A 16718-nucleotide genomic window follows, 5' to 3' on the forward strand; every position below is an offset into this window, starting at 1 on the left:
TCCTCTTTTTTCAGCAACAAGATGATAATATCCTCCCGACTTTTTCATATAATGACGGCAGTAGGAAAAAGTGAACAAGCTGTCTGATGGAAAAAGGGGGAGAAGGATGGACAGAAATATTCAGAAAGTACGCAGACAGGTTCATCACAAGCGGCGGAAACGGGCTGCTGCAAACGACCGGAGTCCGTCTTATGGATATTATCCGAGCCACAGTGATGCGCCTTATCATGAGCCGGAATTTTATGTATGGCAGGATCAGGAGAAACGGCAGGAACCGCGCCGTAAACAAAAAGGGGTCTGGGTGCTGCAGAGTTTTCTGGCAGCGATGGTGTTCCTTTTGACCGGTATTTTATTTCAGTCGGCGCACCCTTCCTTTCAGGGAGCAAAGCAGTTTGTGGAAAGTTCCTTTCAGGAAGAATTTCCATTTGCAGCGGTTACGGCCTGGTATGAAGAACGGTTTGGCAGTCCGGTAGCGTTTCTGCCGGACGGCGCCGAGACGGACACTGCTTCGTCGGATTTCACAGCAGAAGAAGGAGCAGAACCGGCGGCTGTTCCTGTTTCGGGAACGGTGGCAGAGAGTTTCTCCGAAAATGGAAAAGGAGTCGTGCTGGAAACAGGAAGCGGGAGTGACATCGAGGCGGTAAACGGAGGACTCGTGATACACACAGGTCCTCATGAAGACTGGGAGCTTGCTGTTGGTATACAGCACTACGATGGAGGCGAATCCTGGTACGGTCTGCTTGATCAGGTTGATGTGAAACTGTATGACCATGTCGCCAGCGGGGATGTCCTGGGAAAAGTCGAAGCCGGTGAAGGAAACGGACGATACGCACTCGCCGTGAAAAAGGATGGACAGTACGTCGACCCGATGGATGTGATTGCTGTTGATTAAACAGCTTCGTCTCCTGCACATCCATCCATTATTCTGGGTGATGATGGGAACAGCTGTAATGACGGGGTATTTCTATGACCTCATGCTTCTATTCACTATCATACTGCTCCATGAACTTGGACATGCCGCGGCTGCTCTTCATTACGAATGGAAAATCCGGAAAATATCGCTGCTTCCTTTCGGCGGAATGATGGAAACCGATGAATATGGAACCCGTCCGCTCCGGGAAGAGGCTGTGGTAGCAGCATCCGGACCCCTCGTGCATCTCCCGCTTGCCGCTCTTTCTTACTTTCTGCAGGGGGCTGCTTTTTGGGGAAGCGCAGACCATGCGTTATTCATGCACTATAATATATCTTTATTTTGTTTTAATCTGCTGCCGATTCATCCGCTTGATGGCGGCAGGCTGCTGTTCTGTCTGTATGCCCGCCATATTCCGTTTTATCTGGCTCAGAAAAAAACACTGCTGACATCCGGAGCCGTTCTTGGTGTCTGCATCATTCTGGCCGCTGTGTACATCCCTTTGCATATGCAGGCCTGGCTGATTGCCTCCTTTTTTATCATGGTGCACATCAAAGAGTGGAAGCAGCTTACTTATCGTTTTTACCGGTTTTTAATCAAAAAAACGGGAGAGCCTCTTTCTGCGTATCCACGTGAATACAGACATATATCCTGGCAGCGGAGGCCGGTGGACGCTGCGAAGCTGATACGCAGGCACGGGGTGTCGTTCTTTTATATTGTAGAAAATGGACAAACCTTATCCGAATCTTTTATCCTTGAAACAATCACAAAAAAAAGAAAAGGTATGGAGACGCTGAAACATATAGTAAGCTCGAACGGCAAAGATGAAAAGAGGCACAGCAGGTATGATCGATATTCTTTTAAATACATCGACAACGGAACGAAGAGCAGCACTTCGGGAAAATGGCAGGGTCACTGAAATCTTTGTGGAACGCCCCGATGAAAACCGGATTGCTGGAAATATTTATAAGGGACGGGTGAAAGATGTCCTGCCCGGCATGCAGGCGGCATTTGTTGATATCGGACGGGAGAAAAACGGCTTTTTGTACCGTGACGAACTCATCGGCTATAAACAGAAGCAGGAACCGCTCGAGGAAAAGGAAAAGCGGAGTATATCCGAATTTATTACAGAAGGACAGACCGTGCTGGTGCAGGTACTGAAAGAAGAGTTTGGAAAGAAAGGGGCCAGGCTGACTGAAAATGTGTCTTTGTCGGGAAAGTATACGGTATATCTCCCGGATGGCGGCTACACCGGCATTTCGAAAAAAATGAAGGAAGAGAACCGGGAAGGCTGGCGGACCTGGGCGGAGTCACAGCTGCGCGAAGAAGAAGGTGTTATTATACGCACGGTTTGTGAGCACCTTGATGTTGATATTGTCGCAGCAGACATTGATTACCTTCGCGCGGATTGGAAAGAAATCCTGACGCTGGCTGCCAAAACCCATACGCCGGGTTTGGTAGTGCATGGCGGCGGCATCGTGGAACAGCTCCTGCGGGATTATTCGATGGACGATATTCATCAAATCACTGCTGACTACTTTCCCGCCGTTCAGCAGTTGAAACGAATGTTTCGATTTGAAGAGAAGGACACGAAAAAAGTTGTTCATTATCAGGGCAGGGAAAATCTTTTTTCCGCTGAAGGCATTGAAAAAGAAATGGAACGGGCATTAAAACCGAATGTGTGGCTGAAAAACGGTGGATTTCTGGTGATTGAAAAAACAGAAGCACTCACAGTGATTGACGTCAATACCGGGCGTTATACCGGTGGGTCTGATTTGATGGAAACAGTCCGCCGCACGAACCTTGAAGCTGCTGCCGAAACAGCAGCCCAATTAAGACTGCGTGACATATCAGGAATGGTAGTCATTGATTTTATTGATATGAAAAACGATTCCCATAAAGAGGAAGTAATACAAGAACTGAAAAAGGCGTTGAAACATGACAGGACAACGACGAATGTGGCCGGCATGAGCCCTCTGGGTTTGGTGGAAATGACACGCAAAAAAGTAAGAAGAGGGGTGGAAGACCTATTGCTTGAAACCTGCAGCGGCTGCCGCGGGACAGGACGCCGTATTTCGGCGGAGACGCTTGCCTACCAGGCGGAGCGCTATATCCACGAGTGCCGTGACATGGAGTCCGATGCACTTGTCATCGAACTTCCTAAACGGGTATATGACTGGCTGCAAACAGATGGCTCTTTTCTTCTTGATACGTGGCGCGCGCGCTACGCTTTTGCCATTTTTACGATTTCAGGGCTGTCGGACAGGGACATTGTGATTCGTTACACAGGGAGTAAAACAGAAGCCCGGCGAAGAAAAGAAGTGCTGGAAAAACAGCACGAAGCGCGTGATTGACACGGTTCTAAGGCTGTGATAAGATATCTTTTGTTAGTTGTTTGGCTGGCACCAAACTTCAACCGCACACGCATGGGTTACAAGTCCAAAAACGGCACCTATGCCGGCGAGTCTAAGTCATAGGAGGTGCAGAAGATGTACGCTATTATCGAAACCGGCGGTAAACAGGTCAAGGTGGAAGAAGGCCAGGAAGTATACGTGGAAAAAATGGATGCTTCCGAAGGCGAAGAAGTTACCTTTGACAATGTTATCTTTGTCGGCGGCGGTGAGGTAAAAACCGGTTCTCCGTATATTGACGGTGCGAAAGTTTCGGCTAAAGTGGAAAAACACGGACGTCAGAAAAAGATCACTGTCTTTAAAATGAAGAAAAGAAAAGGGTACCGCCGCAAGCAGGGTCACCGTCAACCGTATACGAAAGTTATTATCGACAAGATCGAAGCATAAGGCCGGAATGCCATGATAGAAATCAAGGTGGACCGAAGCGATAACGGGAATATAGATGCTTTTTCGATGTCCGGGCACGCCGACAGCGGACCATACGGGTACGATCTTGTATGCGCCGGTGCTTCGGCCGTTTCCTTCGGAGCCGTCAATGCGGTGGATGAAGTATGCGGAGTGGATCTGGATGTCGAACTGGCAGATGAAGGCGGTTATCTTTTCTGCCGCATTCCCGAAGGTCTGGCGGAACAGACCGGCAGAGAAGTGCAGCTGCTTCTGGAAGGAATGCTTATTTCCCTGCAGACCATTGCAGAACAGTACGGAGATTATATACACGTTTCAGACTGACAGGAGGTGAGAAACATGTTGCTGAATTTGGATCTTCAATTTTTCGCCCAGAAAAAAGGGGTCGGAAGTACGAAGAACGGCCGTGATTCCATTGCGAAACGCCTCGGCGTGAAGCGGGCTGACGGTCAGCACGTGACGAATGGTTCCATTCTCGTGCGTCAGCGCGGTACGAGCATCCATCCTGGTGAGAATGTAGGTATCGGCGGTGACGATACTCTTTTCTCCAAAGTGGACGGCGTTGTAAAATTCGAACGCCGCGGCAAAAAGAAAAAACAGGTGAGCGTTTACGCAAACGAAGCAAAAGCAGTGCAGGAAGCGTAAATAACGCCAAACAGCGTCCCGTACCCGCGGGGCGCTTTTTTTACATTTTCTTTACATGCCTGGAAAAAAGAGCAGAGGTAGATGAGATAAAATAACCTGTCTGCCACTTAGTATTGGAAAAATTTCTTTCCATTTTCACCGTGTCAGGTTTATACTGAAGGCAGAAACAGAAAACGGGAAGGTGGGAAAACAAAATGAAAGTAACAGTCATAGGATTTTGGCACGCATTTCCGGAAGCAGGAGAGGCCGCCTCCGGTTATTTGATAGAAGAAGGAGATTATAAAATACTTATTGACTGCGGCAGCGGCGTCATTTCCCAGCTGCAGCAGTACAGTGATTTAGGAGATATCGACGCGGTTATCATTTCCCACTATCATAATGATCACGTCGGGGATATTGGAGCTCTTCATTATTTCCGTCTGCTTCAGCCGGTCATAATAGATGCCCCCCAGCAGCCTCTCACCATTTACGGACATAACGAAGATCCGGCGGGTTTTGACAATTTGTCTTTTCAGGGTACGATTCCAACAGAAGACTATGCTCCGGACCAGCCGCTTGAAATCGGTCCTTTTACCTTTACATTTTTCAAAACAACCCACCCGGTACCCTGTTACGCCATGAGAGTTCAAACAGAAACGGCAGTTTTATTTTATTCGGCGGATACCGGATTTTCGACTGAATTGGCTCATGCCGCCTGCGGAGCAGACCTTATGATTGCAGAATCCACCGCATACAAAGGCGGAGACGGTGCATCGTTTGGCCACATGACAAGCGAAGAAGCGGGGCAGATGGCCGGGCTCGCCAAAGTCCCTCATCTTTTACTTACCCACCTGCCGCATTACGGGACGCATGACGATATGATAGGAGAAGCGCAGATTGAATGCCCGGATACCAAAGTCGAAAAAGCATCTTCCGGCTGGAATAAAACATTATCCTGACGAAAAAAGCTGTCCGATAGCGGGCAGCTTTTTTATGTCAGCGGGTCGGGCACTTGTTGGATACGTTCATCCGGCCGTGGACACTGCCTACGCGGCCAACGGTTTAGTGTTCACAGAGCCGCACCGTACCGTAACAATCGCATCCCGGCTCCAGATACCGATTTTTTCTACAAAAAATTTTGAAGAAAATAATGTCCTGGTAAGATTCGGATGTAAAAAAGCCATCCCTTTCAATCCCTGTTATACGGGAATCATATGCACACAAAAACGCAATCATACAGCATTCTTTACATTTCTTCATGTATGTTTACACAATCTTTACATCAGCACCATGTGTTCTTAATGTTTGTTTCTTATACTTGCACTTGTGAGTGGGGAGAGACAAGCTCCTTATCTATTTTAAACAAGAAAAAGAGGAGGAAGTGCTTTTGAGTATGAAAAAGGTATGGCTGTTCATCGCACTCGCTGCGGTCGTTGCATTTGCGGCAGCATGTGGTGGAGGCTCATCTGAAGGAACCGAGGGGTCAGGAAACGGTTCGTCCGAAGAAACATCCGGCGAAGGCAGCGGATCTGAAGAAACATCATCCGGTGAAGGAAGCAGTTCTGAAGGATCTTCTACCGGCAGCGGTGAAGAACTCTCCGGAGAAGTAGCAATTGATGGTTCTTCCACCGTATTCCCGATTATGGAAGCAGTTTCTGAAGAATATACAAAAGAACATCCGAACGTACAGGCACCGGTTGGTGTTTCCGGTTCCGGCGGCGGTTTTGAGAAATTTATCGCCGGTGAAACAGACCTGAGTAACGCTTCCCGTGAAATCACGGATGAAGAAGCGTCGGCTCTTGAAGAGAACGGCATCAATTACTTTGAAATGACTCTTGCCTATGACGGCATTTCCGTCGTTGTCAATCAGCAGAATGATTTCATTGATCATCTTACAGTAGAAGAACTGAAGCAGATCTGGGTGGACGGCGGTGCAGAAACTTGGAGTGACGTCCGCAGCGAATGGCCGGATCAACAGATTCAGCGCTTCAGCCCGGGTACAGATTCCGGTACGTACGATTACTTCCATGAAACCATTCTTGAAGGCGAAGACATTAACCGTAACGCGCAGCTCTCTGAAGATGACAACGTACTTGTACAAGGTGTTCAGGGAAGCCCGAACGGTATCGCTTACTTCGGTTACGCATACTACGCTGAAAACCAGGACAGCCTGAAAGTCGTTCCGATCGACAATGGTAACGGTCCGGTTGAACCAAGTGAAGAAACAATCAACGATGGTTCCTATGCACCGCTTTCCCGTCCGTTGTTCACGTACGTGAAAGAATCTTCCCTTCAGGAACCGCAGGTACTAGACTATGTACAGTACCTGAACGAGAATGTCGGCGATCTTGCTCTGGAAGTTGGATACGTAAACGCTACGGAAGAAGTGTATCAGGAAAACGCGACAAAGATTGAAGAAGCAGCAGGGTCCGGGTCCGGGTCCGGATCCGGATCTGGTTCAGGAGAATAGCTCAGGCCAAAAGGTAAGATGCCTGCATCTTACCTTTTGTCTTCGTTTTATGAAGGTAAACAGAAAGGGGATGCATGATGTCAGACAATGAGCGGCCATCTATCCGTAAAATGATAGAAGATAAAGCTTCACAAAAAGGGGCAACCAATGCAGCTGAAAAGACGATGCCGAAGTTGTTTCTTATATGTGCCATTATTTCTATATTAACGACGTTCGGAATCGTCCTGACGCTGCTTTTCGAAACAATTACGTTCTTTTCAGAAGTGTCGATTGTTGAATTTCTTACAAGTTCCCAGTGGTATCCGATGTTTTCGGATCCGGATTACGGCATCCGACCGCTCCTGCTTGGTACGTTTACAATAGCTGCTATTGCCATGGTTGTAGCGATACCGGTTGGACTGGCGGTAGCCATTTATTTGAGTGAGTATGCGAGTGATAAGATAAGAAGAACGATTAAACCGATTCTTGAGGTATTGGCCGGTATTCCTACTATAGTATACGGGTTTTTTGCTTTGACCTTCGTGACGCCTGTGCTTCAGGCTGTTATACCGGGACTTGCCATATACAATGCATTAAGCCCCGGGCTTGTTATGGGAATCATGATTATCCCAATGGTGGCATCTCTGTCGGAAGATGCTATGAGTGCTGTGCCCCAATCGATGAGGGAAGGAGCTTTTGCGCTGGGGGCGACCCGGTTGGAAGTATCACTTAGAGTAGTGTTTCCCGCTGCATTATCAGGAATTATTGCTTCTTTTGTTCTGTCGATATCCAGAGCAATCGGCGAAACGATGATTGTAACGGTTGCAGGCGGCGGCAGTCCGGCACAGGGCCTTGATATCACGTCCTCCATGCAGACCATGACCGCTTATATCGTACAGATGAGTCTTGGCGATGCCGGGTTCGGCACGACCGTATATTACAGCATTTATGCCGTCGGGATGACACTGTTTATATTCACACTGGCCATGAACCTTCTTGCCCAGTTTATTTCGAAGCGATTCAGGGAGGAATACTGATGAAGGAAGTTAGTCAGGAAACTACACCAGGAGCACAAACGCAGCATTTATCCGCACCATCCAATCTTCCAAAAAGAGAATGGAAAAACCGCGTATTCAAAACCATATTCGCAACGGCGGTTGGTTTCAGCCTTTTGATGCTGCTCATTCTTATTATTCGGATTATCACTCAAGGAATTGGCTCGCTCGACTGGCAGCTGTTCACGAACTTTGCTTCCAGACATCCGGAACAGGCAGGCTTAAAGGCGCCGCTTATCGGAACCATCTGGATGATGGCATTGACTGCTCCGATTTCTTTTGTACTCGGAGTCGGCACAGCGATATATCTGGAGGAATACGCGAAGCCGAACCGCTTTACAGCACTTATCCAGACCAATATATCCAATCTCGCCGGCGTGCCGTCTGTTGTTTTCGGTCTGCTCGGGCTGACGCTGTTTGTTCGGGAACTGGCTTTAGGGCGCAGTCTTATTGCAGGGGCGCTGACAATGTCTCTCCTTATTCTGCCGATTATCGTTGTATCTACACAGGAGGCTCTCCGCGCTGTTCCGTCCGAATTGAAGCAGGCTTCTTATGCGATGGGAGCGACAACCTGGCAGACAATATTTAAGGTCGTACTGCCGGCATCGGTACCAGGCATTTTAACAGGAACTATTCTTGCCCTTTCACGGGCGATTGGAGAGACGGCTCCACTCATCATGATCGGGGCTCTGACCTACATCGCCTTCCTGCCCGAGAGCATTATGTCGCAGTTTACCGTCATGCCTATTCAAATCTTTAACTGGACAAACCGTCCGCAGGAAGAATTTCACATGGTAGCCGCAGCCGGAATTATTATTCTTTTGGTTATGCTGCTTTTAATGAACTCCATTGCCGTATGGATACGAAACAAATTCCAACGTCGATTCTAAATTTTTAAAGAGGTGTTTACGATGCTCGCAAGCCAGGACAAAAATACAGAATATGAAGAGAACACCACAACCGAAACAAAAAAAACCGGGGATTCGGTTTACAAAGTCGATCAGCTTAATCTGTGGTACGGTGAAGATCAGGCCCTGAAAAATATCGAACTGGACATTCCGGAACGGGAAGTAACTGCCATTATCGGTCCATCAGGGTGCGGGAAATCCACGTTTATTAAAACTCTGAACCGTTTGACGGAAATGATTCCTTCGGTGAAGACATCCGGCGGTATTTATTACAGAAGCCAGGATATTTTTGATAAAAAGTACAAAGTGGAGCAGCTCCGGACTAAAGTAGGGATGGTCTTTCAGAATCCGAACCCGTTCCCGAAATCCATTTACGAAAATATCGTATACGGCCCGAAAATCCACGGCATAAAAGACAAAAAAGTGCTCGATGAAATTGTGGAAAGCAGCTTAAAAGGAGCAGCTCTCTGGGAAGAAGTAAAGGATGACCTGAAAAGAAACGCGTTCGGTCTATCCGGCGGACAGCAGCAGCGTCTCTGTATTGCAAGGTGTCTTGCGATAGAACCTGATGTACTCCTGATGGACGAGCCCACTTCTGCACTTGACCCGATTTCAACATTAAAAATTGAGGAACTCGTACAGGAATTGAAGAAAAATTACAGCATTATCATCGTCACACACAATATGCAGCAAGCAGGACGTATTTCAGACAACACCGCCTTTTTCCTGAACGGGGAAGTCGTCGAATACGACCGGACGGACAAAATCTTTTCCTCCCCCGACGATAAGCGTACCGAGGACTACATTTCCGGCCGGTTCGGCTGAGTAAGGAGGCTGATGTATGGGCGTGAGAGGGACGTATGAGCAGGAGCTCCTGCAGCTGAAAGCAGACATTTTCTCTATGGGGGAAGATGTCATAGCTGCATTCAGACAGGCGTTGAATCTTCTCAACAATCCGGACGAAGAAGAGATGAATGTCCTTATTGAACGCGACAGCGATATTAACGGGATAGAACTTCGTATTCATGATGACGCTACGATGATGATTGCCCGGCAGCAGCCGGTAGCGACCGATCTTCGTACGACTATCGTCGCTATGAAAGTGTCGAGCGATCTGGAAAGAGTCGCAGACCTTGCAGTAGATATTGTGAAAGCAGCGAAGCGGATGGAGCAGAACAGCAATGAAGATGAAATAAAAGCGATTCTGGAAATGGCGGATGTTGCCGAAGAAATGCTTCGTGAAGCGTTGACAGCTTATCAGAACAGAGATTTAATGCGGGCGCAGCGCATTGCAACACTAGATGATACAGTGGATCAGAAGTACAAGCACTATATTCAGAGTCTTTTTACGCTGAGTGATGAAACCAACGCCGGACAAACGACCCAGCTTGCGTTTATCGGACGTTACGTAGAACGGATAGCCGACTATGCTACAAATCTTGCGGAATGGATTGTGTATGAATCCAACGGAAAACATTTTGATTTAAATTAAATACAGCCGGCGCAGATATCCTGTGCCGGTTATTTTTTATTTAAAGGACGATAAAACCAATGTATAATGAGTATTTCGAACTAAAGAAAATAGTTTTTAAGAAAAAATAACTCCTGAACTATGAAATTTTTCTTATACTTACCGATATAAGTGGAGTAACAGACAAAAACATAAGAAAAACAGTTCTTATTATAGATAACTTGCAGAATCAGGGGGTTTGGATGATGGGTCAATCTGAGTATTTGGAAGTATTTATTGATGAAAGTCAGGAACATCTGCAGACACTCAATGATCATTTGATGCAGCTGGAGAAAGCACCGGAAGATATATCGATTGTGGGGGAAATCTTCCGTTCTGCCCATACTTTAAAGGGGATGGGAGCAACGATGGGATTCGAAGATCTTGCGCATCTGACACACAATCTGGAAAATGTGCTGGATCTTATCCGTCATGAACAGATGAGCGTAACATCTCATGTCATGGATGTTGTGTTTGAATCGGTTGATGATCTTGAAGAAATGATCACGGATATTGCGGGTGGTGGCGATGGTTCCCGGGATGTTAATGAAACGGTACAAAAGCTTGAAGCGCTGCAGAACAAAGATCAGGAAAAAGCAGCAGCGTCTGAAACGGCGGCTGCCGCTGTGGATTCTCCGCAGAAACCAATGCAGGAACAGACAGCGGTTCAGGAATCCTACGATGAATATGAGCGGACAGTGCTCAAACAATCCTATGAACAGGGATATAACCCCTATAAAATCGAGATCACACTTGATGAACAGACGATGTTGAAAGCAGCCCGTGTCTATATGATTTTTGATGTGCTTGAGCAGGTCGGTGACATTATTAAATCCACTCCTCCCGCTGATGATCTGGAAGATGAAAATTTCGAATTCTCCTTTGTGATCACCGTAATTTCCAGTGTGGAACAGGAAGAACTGAAGCAGCGTGTTCTTAAAGTTTCAGAAATAACGAACGTGTCTGTGGAAGTCGTTAATGTGGAAGAACCTGTTCCGGAAGCAGAAAGCACCAGTCCGTCTAATGCTGAAGAGCCGGCGGAGAGCGCGCCAGCCAAAAAAGACGAACAGAAAGAATCTGCTAAATCAGATAAATCGGAAAAACACAGCGGCGGCTCCAAAAAGGGAAGTGAACTCAATAAGACAATCCGGGTGAATATTGACCGGCTTGATGTATTGATGAACCTGTTCGAAGAACTGGTCATCGACAGGGGCCGACTTGAACAGATATCAAGCGAGCTCAATAATAATGAGCTCAGTGAAACAGTGGAACGCATGTCACGAATTTCAGGTGATCTTCAGGAAATCATCCTGAATATGAGAATGATGCCGGTGGATCAGGTATTCAACCGTTTCCCGCGAATGGTAAGAAGTCTTTCCAAAGAACTCGGCAAAAATGTGAACCTTGAAATCTCAGGGGCTGAGACGGAACTCGACCGTACGATCATTGACGAAATTGGCGATCCTCTCGTTCATTTGATCCGCAACTCGATTGATCACGGCATAGAACAGCCGGATGTCCGTGAAGCTGCCGGAAAACCTGCCCAGGGTAATGTGCATTTGAGTGCCTACCACAGCGGAAATAATGTTTTCATTGAAATCGAGGATGACGGCAATGGCATTGACAAGGAAAAGGTCATAAAAAAATCGCTTGAAAATGGTGTCGTAAACGAAGAGGACCTGGAAAAAATGAATGATCAGCAGATATTCGGGCTTATGTTTGCTTCCGGATTCAGCACAGCGCAGGAAATCACAGACATTTCCGGAAGAGGTGTAGGACTGGATGTCGTGCGCAATACGTTCGAAACACTGGGCGGAAATATTACTGTGAATTCTGTATATGGCGAGGGCTCTTTATTCTCCGTCCAGCTTCCGCTCACTCTTTCTATCATTGATGTTATGCTTGTTGAAATAGGAAAAGAAAAATATGGTGTGCCACTCACCGCTATTGTAGAAACAGCGATCGTGAACAAAAATGAAGTGTACAGCGCACACGCCCAAAAAGTCATTGATTTCCGAGGAAACGTCATCCCTCTTGTCTTCCTGAATGAAATATTTGAAGTTCCCGACAGAGAATCAGCAAAGGGGAATGAATATTATTCCCTCGTTATTGTCAGCAAGGGAGACAAGATTGCGGGATTGGTCGTAGATTCATTGATCGGCCAGCATGATGTGGTATTGAAATCACTCGGCAGTTACCTGTCGAATGTATTTGCCATATCAGGCGCTACGATACTCGGGGACGGGCAGGTAGCCCTCATCCTTGATTCAAACGCGCTGATTAAATAAGGAGGTGGCAGAAATGGCCGTAGAAACAGCTGATGGGTATGTGAAAGTGATTGTCTTTCAACTGAAAGATGAAGAGTATGCAATCGAAGTAAATGATGTGCAGTCCATTGAAAAAATGCAGACGGTCACCCGTATTCCGGGAGTGGAACCTTATATCATCGGTGTTATGAACCTGCGGGGTATCATTACACCAGTTCTGGACCTAAGAAAGAGGTTCGGCCTTGAAAGCAGGGATTACGATGAAGCGACGAGAATTCTCGTTTTGAAAAGAGATAACAGTGATATCGGCTTTATTGTAGATGGAGCGAACGATGTCATGGATATTGCCGCTTCAAACATTGAACCTACTCCGGAAGTTGTAGGGGGGGTGGCTGAAGAATATCTGCGGGGGGTTGTCAAGCTGGAGGACCGCCTGTTCACACTTCTTCATATTGATAAAATACTGAACAAACCAGAAGAAAAACAACGTTCCGGCATGTAGAAAGGACAAGGAAATAATACGTGAGGTGAAAACATGGCTTCTGTACTTATTGTGGATGATGCATCATTTATGCGAATGATGATTAAAGATATATTAACGAAAAATGATTTTGACATTGCAGGGGAAGCGGCAAACGGCCAGGAAGCAGTCGATCTGTTTAATGAAACACAGCCGGATCTGGTAACGATGGATATTACAATGCCTGAAAAAGACGGTATCGCGGCTCTGAAAGAAATTCTGCAGCAGCATCCGGGGGCGAAAGTGATTATGTGTTCTGCCATGGGACAGCAGTCGATGGTGATTGATGCCATTCAGGCCGGAGCAAAAGATTTTATTGTAAAACCATTTCAGGCCGACCGGGTCATGGACGCCGTTCAGAAAGTAATGGGATAAAGAGGGGAGTCTTACTATGAGTGCAGCACCACAAATGAATGCACAGCACATCAATGCGATTACGAATGCTGCAGTAATCATCGTAAAAGAACATTTGGGGATGCAGACAGGATTCTCCAAACCATATGTTTCCGGCAGTCAGTTTATGTCTTCTGATATTTCTGTCGTAATGGGAGTAAACGGAACCCTGGAGGGACAGATCATCTGTACGATGAAAAACCAGACCGCCCTTTCTATTGTAGGAAGCATGATGGGAGGGATGAAGGTGGAGACACTGGATGAAATGGGCTGGAGCGCCATTCAGGAATTCGGTAACTGGGTGGCAGGCAGAGCTGCCAGTGAGCTTGCCAAAGCAGAAGCAGCCATTGATATTTCGCCGCCGGTCATCAATGAGGGCCGGTCGACGTTCCGTGTGGAAAAAACGTTTCTTACGATACCGCTCACGAGCGAAGCTGGGGAAGTCTTGCTTCATGTTTCGATTACGCCAAGAGTAAACGAATAAAACCTGACAGACCTATTTAGAAAAAATCAGGCTGCTACCGGCGTTTCCGGCAAGCAGCCTGATATACATATTACCGGACATCATCAACGGATTTCACGACGGTGTGGGCGATGGGTTTCCATTGAACGTCCTTGAAAAGTGCCGCAGCGGCGATTGGTACATAAGTAAGCATGAAAAGAGGAAACGTAACCGTATAAGCGACTTTTTTCCATCCCGGACAGTGAATTTCCTTCCATTCCGTTAAGGTTGTTAAAAAACCAAGAATAAACAGAATCCCATACATCCAGCCAAGGGACTGAAACATTGCTGTCATCGTGGCCTTCATCGTCTCTTCGGCTTCCATAAACTCAAAGATTCCCGCCAAAAAGAACGAGCCATTCACCACAATACTGAGAAAAGAAAGAAGCAGCGCCGGGAAAATGGTCATGGCCAGGTCATAGCACGAAAATTTGTTCTGTTTCCCTTTGAAGATGCTCCGGAATAAATTCTTTCCGTAACGGCCGAACACCTGGTAAAATCCTTTCGCCCAGCGTAACCGCTGTGTCCAGGACTGTTTAAATGTCACCGGCTGTTCATCATAAAAGACAGCATCTCTGCAGTAGCCGATTTTATCCCCTTTAATAACCTGTGACACAGAGAATTCAATGTCTTCTGTCAGCAGATGATGAATCCAGCCTCCATTTTCTTTAATCAGATCAGCATCAACCAAAAATCCTGTTCCGGAAACGGCGCAGCTGTTATTCGTAAATATCCGCGGAAGATTGAGATATTCCGCTTCATGCATAAACCACAAGGCATAGCCGGAGGAAATCCAGTTCTGATCAAAGTTTTTGGAGTTTCTGTAGCTGGTGATGACACGGTACCCTTCATTGAAAACGTCGTTCATTCGTGCCGCATAATTTTCATCAAGCAGATTATCGGCGTCAAACACAAGATAGGCGTCGTACTGATTGGAGGCGTAATCCTTTTCAATTGCCTGAAAGATATAGTTGAGTGCGTAGCCCTTCCCGATACGGTTTTTGGAAAACCGTTCTCTGACAACAGCTCCTGCCTCTCGGGCAGCACGCGCGGTATAATCGGTGCAGTTGTCAGCCACGACAAAAATATCAATCAGTTCTCCGGGGTAATTTTGGTTTTTGATGCTTTGAATCAGCTGTCCAATGACAAGTTCTTCATTCCGGGCAGCAATGGTGACGGCAAATTTGTGAAGACGGCCCGGATCTCTGCCGCTTTCGGACCGGAGCTTTTTTTTCGCTTTGAAAGAGATGAACATATAAACAATCTGATAAGCGTACAAGGTGATGAAAAGTAGAAAAACAGCCAAATTGAAATGGTTGATAAAAGATGCTGCAGAGTCCATGCTGATCCCCCGCTATTTTTGTATAGTCTTGAAGTTTTGGAACAATAAGGCAGTATAGAGCGAAACAATCACATCGTTTGCTGGTTGTACAACAAATGAAATATCGTTCTAATTTATCTTATCAGAGAAATATGAACGGAATTTTAAGGGAATATGAAAAATGATAAAGAAGCCGTTCTGCTGACCGGCTTCTTTAGCGAAAGGGACGGTATATCCAGAGACGCCACAGTTTTTCCATTGGGCCGTGGCTGTAATATGTCAGCCAGAGGTAACTGAAAGCGGTCTGCGTGCTGAAAATAACAAGGGTGATAAGAAATCCTGAAGCGGCTCCCATCGTACCAAACAGCTGCAGGCCGAATCCGTAGAAGAGCAGGAGGCAGATTACCGTTTGCAGCAGGTAATTTGTAAGCGCCATCCGGCCGGCTGCGGCGATTGGTTGAAGGAATGTGGAAAACCGGCGTTTTTGAGTGATGATGACAAAGAAAGACGTGTACCCAAGCATCAGCAGCGGTCCTGCTATCATATTTATTCCTTGAGCTGCTCCATCGGCAAGCCAGAGCGGAAGGGGAAGCAGACCATGAAGAAGGGCGGCGTACAAAAACGACAGAAGTCCACCGGCCGAGAGCATGAATATCATCGTTTTTTTCCACCCTTTCAGGTGTTTGTCTGCACGCTGCACGTGTCCCTTTTTGCCGACATACAGACCGATAAGGAATAAACCGAGAATCTGCGGGACATTCAGCACAAGGTTGGAAAGGACGAGAGGTATTTCTTCATCCAGCCGGTAGCGGAGGATGTCGCTGTAGGAACCACTCGAATACACGTCTTCCGCCTTGGCAGCACCGGCCAGCGCCTGCTCGGTGTATCCGCTTCCCGACGCTGCATAAAAATTTCCGCTGATTGTAAGAAACGAAGTAAATAACGATGTCGTGACAAGCAGGAGAACGGCCCACGTCAGAACGGTGCGGGAACGTCGGTGAATAAAAGGAAGCAGCAGCAGGCCGGCAGCGGCGTATGTATGCAGGATGTCGCCCGACCACAGGAATACCAAATGAACAAGCCCGGCAGCCATCAAAAAGGCAAGCCTGCGCTTGTACAACCTCTCCGCATTCATTTCCTTCTCCTTCAGTGTTTCATAGAAAAGAAAGAAGCCAATCCCGAATAGAAAAGAGAACAAAGGATAAAATTTGCCGATTACAAGCCAGTCGATCATAAACGTTACGCCTTTGTCCAGCATGTCGGAAGGAAAAGAAGGAGATACGCCCGGAATACTCTGAAGTTGGAAGGCCGGAGACTTGAACACAGCCATATTGGCGGTCAAAATGCCGAGCAGAGCAAATCCTCTTAACATATCAAGGGATACGATGCGGTTTTGTTTTTTGGCTGTATTCATTGGACAAACAGCTCCTTCTGCTTAAAATA

The 16718-nt window shown here is 46.9% G+C and carries 18 protein-coding genes and 1 other annotated feature; of the genes, 16 read left to right on the top strand and 2 right to left on the bottom strand.

All coding sequences use genetic code 11. The annotated features are described in order from the left end of the window. Positions 1–106: 106 nt before the first annotated feature. The 16 genes from BM124_RS09380 (at position 107) to BM124_RS09460 (ending at position 13936) form a co-directional block, all read left to right on the top strand. Positions 107–892, top strand: coding sequence for a M23 family metallopeptidase (locus tag BM124_RS09380; RefSeq protein WP_093337055.1), 786 nt, complete (start codon positions 107–109; stop codon positions 890–892). After that, positions 885–1829: a M50 family metallopeptidase gene (locus BM124_RS09385; protein WP_093337056.1), complete on the top strand. Its 945-nt coding sequence runs from the start codon at positions 885–887 to the stop codon at positions 1827–1829. The genes BM124_RS09380 and BM124_RS09385 overlap by 8 nt, the downstream gene beginning before the upstream one ends. Beyond that, positions 1756–3264, top strand: coding sequence for an Rne/Rng family ribonuclease (locus tag BM124_RS09390; RefSeq protein ID WP_170841076.1), 1509 nt, complete (start codon positions 1756–1758; stop codon positions 3262–3264). Before BM124_RS09385 ends, BM124_RS09390 begins: the two co-directional genes overlap by 74 nt. A gap of 50 nt (positions 3265–3314) precedes the next feature. Then, positions 3315–3388 (top strand) — a sequence feature (ribosomal protein L21 leader region). 11 nt (positions 3389–3399) lie between these two features. Then, positions 3400–3708 carry a 50S ribosomal protein L21 gene (gene rplU / locus BM124_RS09395; RefSeq protein WP_093337060.1) on the top strand — a complete coding sequence of 103 codons (309 nt, stop codon included), beginning with the start codon at positions 3400–3402 and terminating at the stop codon, positions 3706–3708. A gap of 12 nt (positions 3709–3720) precedes the next feature. Continuing rightward, a complete protein-coding gene (locus BM124_RS09400) occupies positions 3721–4050 on the top strand; it encodes a ribosomal-processing cysteine protease Prp (RefSeq protein ID WP_093337061.1) in 330 nt (109 codons plus the stop codon). Positions 4051–4068: 18 nt separating this feature from the next. Beyond that, a complete protein-coding gene (rpmA, locus tag BM124_RS09405) occupies positions 4069–4371 on the top strand; it encodes a 50S ribosomal protein L27 (RefSeq protein WP_093337117.1) in 303 nt (100 codons plus the stop codon). Positions 4372–4565: 194 nt separating this feature from the next. Further along, entirely contained in the window at positions 4566–5309 is a 744-nt protein-coding gene (locus BM124_RS09410) for an MBL fold metallo-hydrolase (protein WP_093337063.1), read from the top strand. A 434-nt stretch (positions 5310–5743) separates the two neighbouring features. After that, on the top strand, positions 5744–6820 hold the full coding sequence (locus BM124_RS09420) for a PstS family phosphate ABC transporter substrate-binding protein (RefSeq protein WP_093337118.1): 1077 nt from the start codon (positions 5744–5746) through the stop codon (positions 6818–6820). Positions 6821–6894: 74 nt separating this feature from the next. Further along, the gene (gene pstC, locus BM124_RS09425; protein WP_093337066.1) at positions 6895–7836 is read left to right on the top strand and encodes a phosphate ABC transporter permease subunit PstC; all 942 of its coding nucleotides are present in this window, start codon (positions 6895–6897) and stop codon (positions 7834–7836) included. Continuing rightward, entirely contained in the window at positions 7836–8744 is a 909-nt protein-coding gene (gene pstA / locus BM124_RS09430) for a phosphate ABC transporter permease PstA (RefSeq protein ID WP_093337068.1), read from the top strand. The genes pstC and pstA overlap by 1 nt, the downstream gene beginning before the upstream one ends. A gap of 21 nt (positions 8745–8765) precedes the next feature. Beyond that, positions 8766–9587 carry a phosphate ABC transporter ATP-binding protein PstB gene (gene pstB / locus BM124_RS09435; protein ID WP_093337069.1) on the top strand — a complete coding sequence of 274 codons (822 nt, stop codon included), beginning with the start codon at positions 8766–8768 and terminating at the stop codon, positions 9585–9587. Between the two features lie 16 nt (positions 9588–9603). Beyond that, positions 9604–10254 carry a phosphate signaling complex protein PhoU gene (gene phoU / locus BM124_RS09440; protein WP_093337071.1) on the top strand — a complete coding sequence of 217 codons (651 nt, stop codon included), beginning with the start codon at positions 9604–9606 and terminating at the stop codon, positions 10252–10254. A gap of 224 nt (positions 10255–10478) precedes the next feature. Continuing rightward, positions 10479–12560: a chemotaxis protein CheA gene (locus BM124_RS09445; protein WP_093337072.1), complete on the top strand. Its 2082-nt coding sequence runs from the start codon at positions 10479–10481 to the stop codon at positions 12558–12560. Positions 12561–12573: 13 nt separating this feature from the next. Then, positions 12574–13041, top strand: coding sequence for a chemotaxis protein CheW (locus BM124_RS09450; RefSeq protein WP_093337074.1), 468 nt, complete (start codon positions 12574–12576; stop codon positions 13039–13041). 33 nt (positions 13042–13074) lie between these two features. Next, entirely contained in the window at positions 13075–13434 is a 360-nt protein-coding gene (locus tag BM124_RS09455; protein WP_093337075.1) for a response regulator, read from the top strand. 16 nt (positions 13435–13450) lie between these two features. After that, the gene (locus BM124_RS09460; RefSeq protein WP_244504291.1) at positions 13451–13936 is read left to right on the top strand and encodes a chemotaxis protein CheX; all 486 of its coding nucleotides are present in this window, start codon (positions 13451–13453) and stop codon (positions 13934–13936) included. A gap of 70 nt (positions 13937–14006) precedes the next feature. On the opposite strand, the gene BM124_RS09465 is transcribed toward BM124_RS09460, so the two are convergent. Together BM124_RS09465 and BM124_RS09470 are read right to left on the bottom strand one after the other, a co-directional pair. Further along, entirely contained in the window at positions 14007–15296 is a 1290-nt protein-coding gene (locus tag BM124_RS09465) for a glycosyltransferase family 2 protein (protein WP_093337077.1), read from the bottom strand. A 193-nt stretch (positions 15297–15489) separates the two neighbouring features. Then, a complete protein-coding gene (locus BM124_RS09470) occupies positions 15490–16689 on the bottom strand; it encodes a DUF418 domain-containing protein (protein WP_093337078.1) in 1200 nt (399 codons plus the stop codon). Between the last annotated feature and the right edge of the window lie 29 nt (positions 16690–16718).

Source organism: Salibacterium halotolerans (genome assembly GCF_900115625.1).
GTDB lineage: Bacteria > Bacillota > Bacilli > Bacillales > Marinococcaceae > Salibacterium > Salibacterium halotolerans.

Excerpts from the sequence above, each read along its gene's own strand:
- BM124_RS09380 (WP_093337055.1), top strand. The coding sequence starts at position 107 with ATGGACAGAAATATTCAGAAAGTACGCAGACAGGTTCATCACAAGCGG.
- BM124_RS09390 (WP_170841076.1), top strand. The coding sequence starts at position 1,756 with ATGATCGATATTCTTTTAAATACATCGACAACGGAACGAAGAGCAGCA.
- rplU (WP_093337060.1), top strand. The coding sequence starts at position 3,400 with ATGTACGCTATTATCGAAACCGGCGGTAAACAGGTCAAGGTGGAAGAA.
- BM124_RS09400 (WP_093337061.1), top strand. The coding sequence starts at position 3,721 with ATGATAGAAATCAAGGTGGACCGAAGCGATAACGGGAATATAGATGCT.
- BM124_RS09410 (WP_093337063.1), top strand. The coding sequence starts at position 4,566 with ATGAAAGTAACAGTCATAGGATTTTGGCACGCATTTCCGGAAGCAGGA.
- BM124_RS09420 (WP_093337118.1), top strand. The coding sequence starts at position 5,744 with ATGAAAAAGGTATGGCTGTTCATCGCACTCGCTGCGGTCGTTGCATTT.
- pstC (WP_093337066.1), top strand. The coding sequence starts at position 6,895 with ATGATGTCAGACAATGAGCGGCCATCTATCCGTAAAATGATAGAAGAT.
- pstA (WP_093337068.1), top strand. The coding sequence starts at position 7,836 with ATGAAGGAAGTTAGTCAGGAAACTACACCAGGAGCACAAACGCAGCAT.
- pstB (WP_093337069.1), top strand. The coding sequence starts at position 8,766 with ATGCTCGCAAGCCAGGACAAAAATACAGAATATGAAGAGAACACCACA.
- phoU (WP_093337071.1), top strand. The coding sequence starts at position 9,604 with ATGGGCGTGAGAGGGACGTATGAGCAGGAGCTCCTGCAGCTGAAAGCA.
- BM124_RS09445 (WP_093337072.1), top strand. The coding sequence starts at position 10,479 with ATGGGTCAATCTGAGTATTTGGAAGTATTTATTGATGAAAGTCAGGAA.
- BM124_RS09450 (WP_093337074.1), top strand. The coding sequence starts at position 12,574 with ATGGCCGTAGAAACAGCTGATGGGTATGTGAAAGTGATTGTCTTTCAA.
- BM124_RS09455 (WP_093337075.1), top strand. The coding sequence starts at position 13,075 with ATGGCTTCTGTACTTATTGTGGATGATGCATCATTTATGCGAATGATG.
- BM124_RS09460 (WP_244504291.1), top strand. The coding sequence starts at position 13,451 with ATGAGTGCAGCACCACAAATGAATGCACAGCACATCAATGCGATTACG.
- BM124_RS09465 (WP_093337077.1), bottom strand. The coding sequence starts at position 15,296 with ATGGACTCTGCAGCATCTTTTATCAACCATTTCAATTTGGCTGTTTTT.
- BM124_RS09470 (WP_093337078.1), bottom strand. The coding sequence starts at position 16,689 with ATGAATACAGCCAAAAAACAAAACCGCATCGTATCCCTTGATATGTTA.